At 55.9% G+C, this 4889-nt stretch carries 4 protein-coding genes, 1 tRNA gene and 1 pseudogene; 4 read left to right on the forward strand and 2 right to left on the reverse strand.

Annotation, left to right across the window (positions count from 1 at the left end; translation table 11 throughout):
* Positions 1–888, forward strand: an 888-nt coding sequence (locus ACWVCN_RS09405; protein WP_455245332.1) for an ethylbenzene dehydrogenase-related protein, incomplete at its 5' end; no start/stop codon positions are given.
* Positions 885–1901: a c-type cytochrome gene (locus tag ACWVCN_RS09410; RefSeq protein WP_455245334.1), complete on the forward strand. Its 1017-nt coding sequence runs from the start codon at positions 885–887 to the stop codon at positions 1899–1901. The genes ACWVCN_RS09405 and ACWVCN_RS09410, both read left to right, overlap by 4 nt.
* Positions 1902–1903: 2 nt before the next feature.
* On the opposite strand, the gene ubiA is transcribed toward ACWVCN_RS09410, so the two are convergent.
* Positions 1904–2797 (reverse strand): 4-hydroxybenzoate octaprenyltransferase, encoded by an 894-nt coding sequence (gene ubiA / locus ACWVCN_RS09415; protein ID WP_455245335.1) that lies wholly within the window; start codon positions 2795–2797, stop codon positions 1904–1906.
* Between the two features lie 99 nt (positions 2798–2896).
* On the opposite strand from ubiA, the gene ACWVCN_RS09420 reads away from it, so the two are divergent.
* Together ACWVCN_RS09420 and ACWVCN_RS09425 are read left to right on the forward strand one after the other, a co-directional pair.
* Positions 2897–4180: a hypothetical protein gene (locus tag ACWVCN_RS09420; protein ID WP_455245337.1), complete on the forward strand. Its 1284-nt coding sequence runs from the start codon at positions 2897–2899 to the stop codon at positions 4178–4180.
* 96 nt (positions 4181–4276) lie between these two features.
* Positions 4277–4352: transfer RNA gene (locus tag ACWVCN_RS09425), tRNA-Thr, on the forward strand.
* Positions 4353–4365: 13 nt separating this feature from the next.
* Here the strand turns inward: ACWVCN_RS09425 and ACWVCN_RS09430 are convergent.
* Positions 4366–4692, reverse strand: a pseudogene (locus ACWVCN_RS09430) (tyrosine-type recombinase/integrase); the annotation flags it as partial.
* Between the last annotated feature and the right edge of the window lie 197 nt (positions 4693–4889).

The following is a 4889-nucleotide window of genomic DNA, read 5'->3' on the forward strand; positions in this document are numbered from 1 at the left end:
GAGCCGGAGAAGCTCATTGCCTCCAGTGGCCTCGACTATCATCCTGACTATTCTCCGGACGGTCGAAGGATCGCGTTCTCATCGAACCGCACCGGTGTGGGCAACATCTGGGTGTGCGAGAGCGACGGCTCCAACCCGGTCCAGCTGACCGACTACGAGAAGCACACGGGATCGGCCGACTGGTCCCCGGACGGTCGGTGGATCCTGTTCGATTCCGTGGAGGCGGGTGACGGAAACATCTACGTCATCGACGCCGAGGGGGGGATTCCGCGGCGTCTGACGCCGGAACCCTCCCATGAGTACGTGGGACACTGGTCCGCCGACGGCCGATGGATCTACTTCACCTCGAATCGAAGTGGTGAGCCTCAGATCTGGAAGATGCCCGCCGAGGGGGGACTGGAGTTTATGGTCGGCGACAAAAAGGCGCACTTTGCGCACGGTCAGCCGATGCTTCAGGTGGAAGGCGGTCCTGTGAACATTTGGTTCTGGAAGAACAAAGACGACAAAGCGGTTGATATGAACGCCAAGGGATTCGGGACGCTAAAAACTCAAGAGCATCAGGACGTCTCGGCCAAGGGTGCCTATTCCAATGGAACGTGGAAAGTCGTGTTCTCGCGGGATCTCTCGACAGAGCATGTTGAGGAAGACACGCAGATCAAGCCCGGCGAATTCATCAATATCGCCTTTGCCGTATGGGACGGACGAAAGGACGCAGCGGGAGATCTTGTCGAAAAGGGGTCCCAGAAGGCTGTGTCGTCTTGGTGGTATTTCCGGGCCGAAGCGCCACCGGATTATTCGAGCTATTTTTACGCTGCGTTGGCCATGGGGATCGCGTTGGCGTTCCAATTCGTGTTGATCCGTAAACTGAAGAAAGGGCAGTCAGCATGAAGGCGGCAAGGCTGCAAGTCATGGGGGCGGTGGCCGGCCTTATGGGTGTATGGGCCGTCGTCGCCGGTGGTTGTGCGAGTGAGCAGCAGAAGAAGGGCCAGGAACTGTATGCCCACTACTGCATGCATTGTCACGGCGAGAATGGACGGCAAAACGAAGGATTCAATTGGTCCTCGATGCCGGATCCTCGGCCCAAGGACCTGTCCAATAAGTCCGAAATGGGTACCTTTAAGGATGAGGAAATTTTCATGACGATCTCGCGCGACATGAAGGACACAAGCGAGGGGGGCGACAAGATTGGCGACGACGAGTTTGCCGTGCCGACAATGCCGAGCTTCAAGTACACGCTGTCGGAAGAAGAAATTTGGGCCATCGTTGGTTACGTCCGCTCGTTGCACGGCATGAAGCTTGAGTTCAAAGTGGAAGAACGAAAGAAGGAATTGGAAGAAGCTCTCAAGGCGGCACAGGAAAAATTCGACCAGGCCAAGCAGGCCTACGAAGCGGCTGAACAGAAGGCCAGTGACGAGGCCGAGAAGCAGAGTGAGGCAACAAATAAGGATGTCGAAGTCGATGAGTCCGCCTATGCCAAGGAGCAGGAGGAGATGGCTCAGGCGAAGAAAGAACTGGATGTTGCACAGGCTGCTGTGAACAACTTTTCGACACGGCCCGGGAAAGGGCTCAACATCCCCAGACCGGATTTGACGGTGAAGGAAGACCAGGTCGGTCCGATGATCGAGCTCGGCAAGAGACTCTATTCGAACAAGTACGGTTGCAACGGATGCCACAGCATCGGAGGTGAAGGCGGAAAAGTCGGTCCCGCTTTGGATCGTGCAGGGTTCCGCCTAAACGGGACCTGGGCCTATCGCTGGGTGAAGAACCCCCAGGCGATGAAACCCGAAACGAGGATGCCGGCACTTGGCGTGAGCGATGACGATGCCAAGGCGGTGGTGATGTATCTCGGCACGTTGCGCGCGCCGAAGGGGGAACCTCCGACGGATCAGCCGGCCAGCTGAGCTTAGAGTACGAATCCGAAGAGCAACCCGGCTAGAATCGCTGTTCCAAACCAAACGTGTTGCTGAAACATCAGGAAGGCGTGTCGCGTGTCAACCTGTTGACTCTTCAGTATCACAACCTGCTTGAAACAGAATAGGCCGACGACAGCCAGTATCCCATAGAACAACCATCCGATTCCGGAACTCGCGCCTGCTATTCCAAGAATACAGAGCATTGCGGTCAAGCTGACTGCCACGGCAACCCACACTGAGGATCCAAAGAACAGCGCCGAAGATTTCACGCCGATCCGCCGGTCATCTTCCAGATCCTGAATGGCGTAGATCGTGTCGTATCCGATCGCCCAGCACACTGTAGCGACAAACACGAGCCACCCCGTTGTGTCTAATGAATCACGCAGGGCCGTCCATGCCATGATCGTTCCCCATCCGAAGGCAATGCCCAGAATGGCTTGAGGGATATGGATATAGCGTTTTGCGAATGGATAGAGCATAGCCAGGAGAACAGCGATCGGGCTTAAGCAGATCGTCAATAGATTCAGGTGCGAGACCAACAGTCCTGAGAGCATAAGCAGGACAGTCAAGACGGCGACGGCCTGCCCCGTTGTCAACTCACCGGAGGCGAGCGGACGCTGTTTGGTTCGCGTCACCTGACGGTCGAATGACCGGTCTGCGAGGTCGTTCAAGACTACGCCGGCACTGCGCATCAAAAACGATCCGAGTGAAAAGATGATGACAAGGTCCCAAGGGGGAAGGCCTCGGGCTGCCAGCACCAATGCCCACATGGTGGGGAAAAGAAGGAGCCATGTGCCTGTTGGGTTTTGGAAGCGAATCAGCCGCCCTATGAGAGACCAGGAAAGGGTTGAGGACTGTGGAGGAGAAGTCAATATGCCGGACATCGTGGCGACCTTAGCCGAGGGGCCCGGCACTGTCAATTGTCCGAAAAGGCCCGTGCATTGTGATGTACGAGGATTTTGGGTATAAGGAAGAAACTACTGATGGAGCACGTTGTGTTGCGATTTCTCGTTCTCTGTGCCGTTATGGTTGTGACGGCGACGGTTACCGCTGCCGAATTACGGGAAAACCACCAGCCTTCTGACGAACCATCGTCATTGTTGTTTAGGGCAATCGTTCGTGGGGAAAATCAGAATCAGACCATCCAGGCAGGCGAAAATATTTCCGTTGAGATCGAAGTGAAGAACGAAGGACCGGGAGAGGTGTCCGGCATCGAAGTCCTGATCAACGGGACGCCAGAACTGGTTGAGAAACTACCCGGGGCCTTGCCTATCGGAAGCCTTATGCCCGGAGAGGAGAGGCATCTGTCCGTGCAAGGAAAGGCCGGAGCCATCAAAAACCCAATAAGGGCCGAGTTGACACTCACGCTTCGAAGCAGCTCTTCGCTGGCGCGGATTCCGTTGGTAAAGAAGTTTCCGGTCGCGTTGAAGCCGGAGAGTGGCTCTGATGAAAACCCGGAATCGATCGATGTCGACGCGGTACCGACCGGATCCGGGAAACTGAAACAACCTCATGCCATCGGAATTGCCATCGGAATTGGGCGGTATCGTGACAATGCGGTGTCGCGGGTGAAGTATGCGGTGCAGGATGCCGAGGTTGTTGCGAAGTACTGGAGTCTGCTCGGAGGCATTCCGCCGGAGCGGGTGCGGCAACTCGTCGATGGCCACGCGCTGAAGAGCGATCTAGCTGAAGCGTTCGAAGATTGGCTTCCGAAACACGTCAATCAGGCAACGGTCGTGTACGTCTATTTCTCCGGACGAGTTGTCATTGAGCCGGACACAGGCGATCTTTCTCTTGTTCCGTTCGATGCATCCGGTACCACCGGTAGCCGACTGTATTCCCTCAAGCGCGTGCAAGACATCCTGGCCAGGTTGCCGATCCAGCGGGCCATTATCATGCTGGATATCTCAATCGAGCATGCACAACCATCGGTGGAAACAAATCAGACGGTGCTCTTTTGGGACAGAGAACGCGAAGGTCAGGACAAGATCATGTGGATGGTGGGCAATCGCGCCGTGCAAGAAGCACACATGTTTGAACCCGCGCGTCACGGGCTGTTTACGTTTCAATTGCTCCAAGGCCTTGGCGGTGCGGCAGACCTCGACAAAAACGGAACGGTCATTGCCGGAGAACTCTGCACCTACACCAAAGGGCGGGTAGCGATGATGGCCAAAGAAGTTTTAGGGAATGAGCAGGAACCTTTCTGCATGCCGGATGTCGGACAAGAAGCGCTCGTCAGGGGGCAGGCTATGGCCAGTTTTGAATAACCCTTCTTTTCTTGCCTACTGACGGGAAGGACCCGACAAGAAAAAGCCCTTGAGGCTGGCAACAAACCCGTGTAGGTTATAAACCTTCCTCCAGGTGCCGGCGTAGCTCAGTTGGTAGAGCAGCGGTTTCGTAAACCGCAGGTCGCCCGTTCAATCCGGGTCGCCGGCTCCAGTCTTTCAATAGCTCAGACAAGCCTCGCCAGACTCACCCCACGCGGCTGTGCTAAATTTGTGCTAACCAACCGTCCTGCCTCTAACGCGTCCACCCCATCGCGCAAGCTTTCCGGATAGTGATGCGCATAACGCTGCGTCATGATCGGTGATTTATGCCCGAGCAGACGCTGCACTTTATAGAGGTCTATTCCAGCCCGCACCATCCTCGTCGCAAAGGTGTGCCGAAGATCAAGGAAATGGAAATGTTCAATCTTGGCGGAATCGAGAGCGGCTGTGAAAGCACGTCGAATGTTGCTTCCATCAAGAGGCGTGGTTGTCAGGCTGTGAAACACCAGGTCGGTTTCCTTCGAGCGGACAAAAAATGGGGCACGCTACTTTATCGTAAGGCACTGCGAGGACGAGATGAAAGATTCGCGCGCCGTTTCACTGGTCCCAAGGTAGCCTGTGCCCCTCGGATCCACCCGTGAGTGGATCCTAGTGTTCCCGTTGGCCCGATCCGTCGATGACCGGGGCAAGGGAGGAGGGTTAGAACGAC

Source organism: Petrachloros mirabilis (assembly GCF_975968855.1).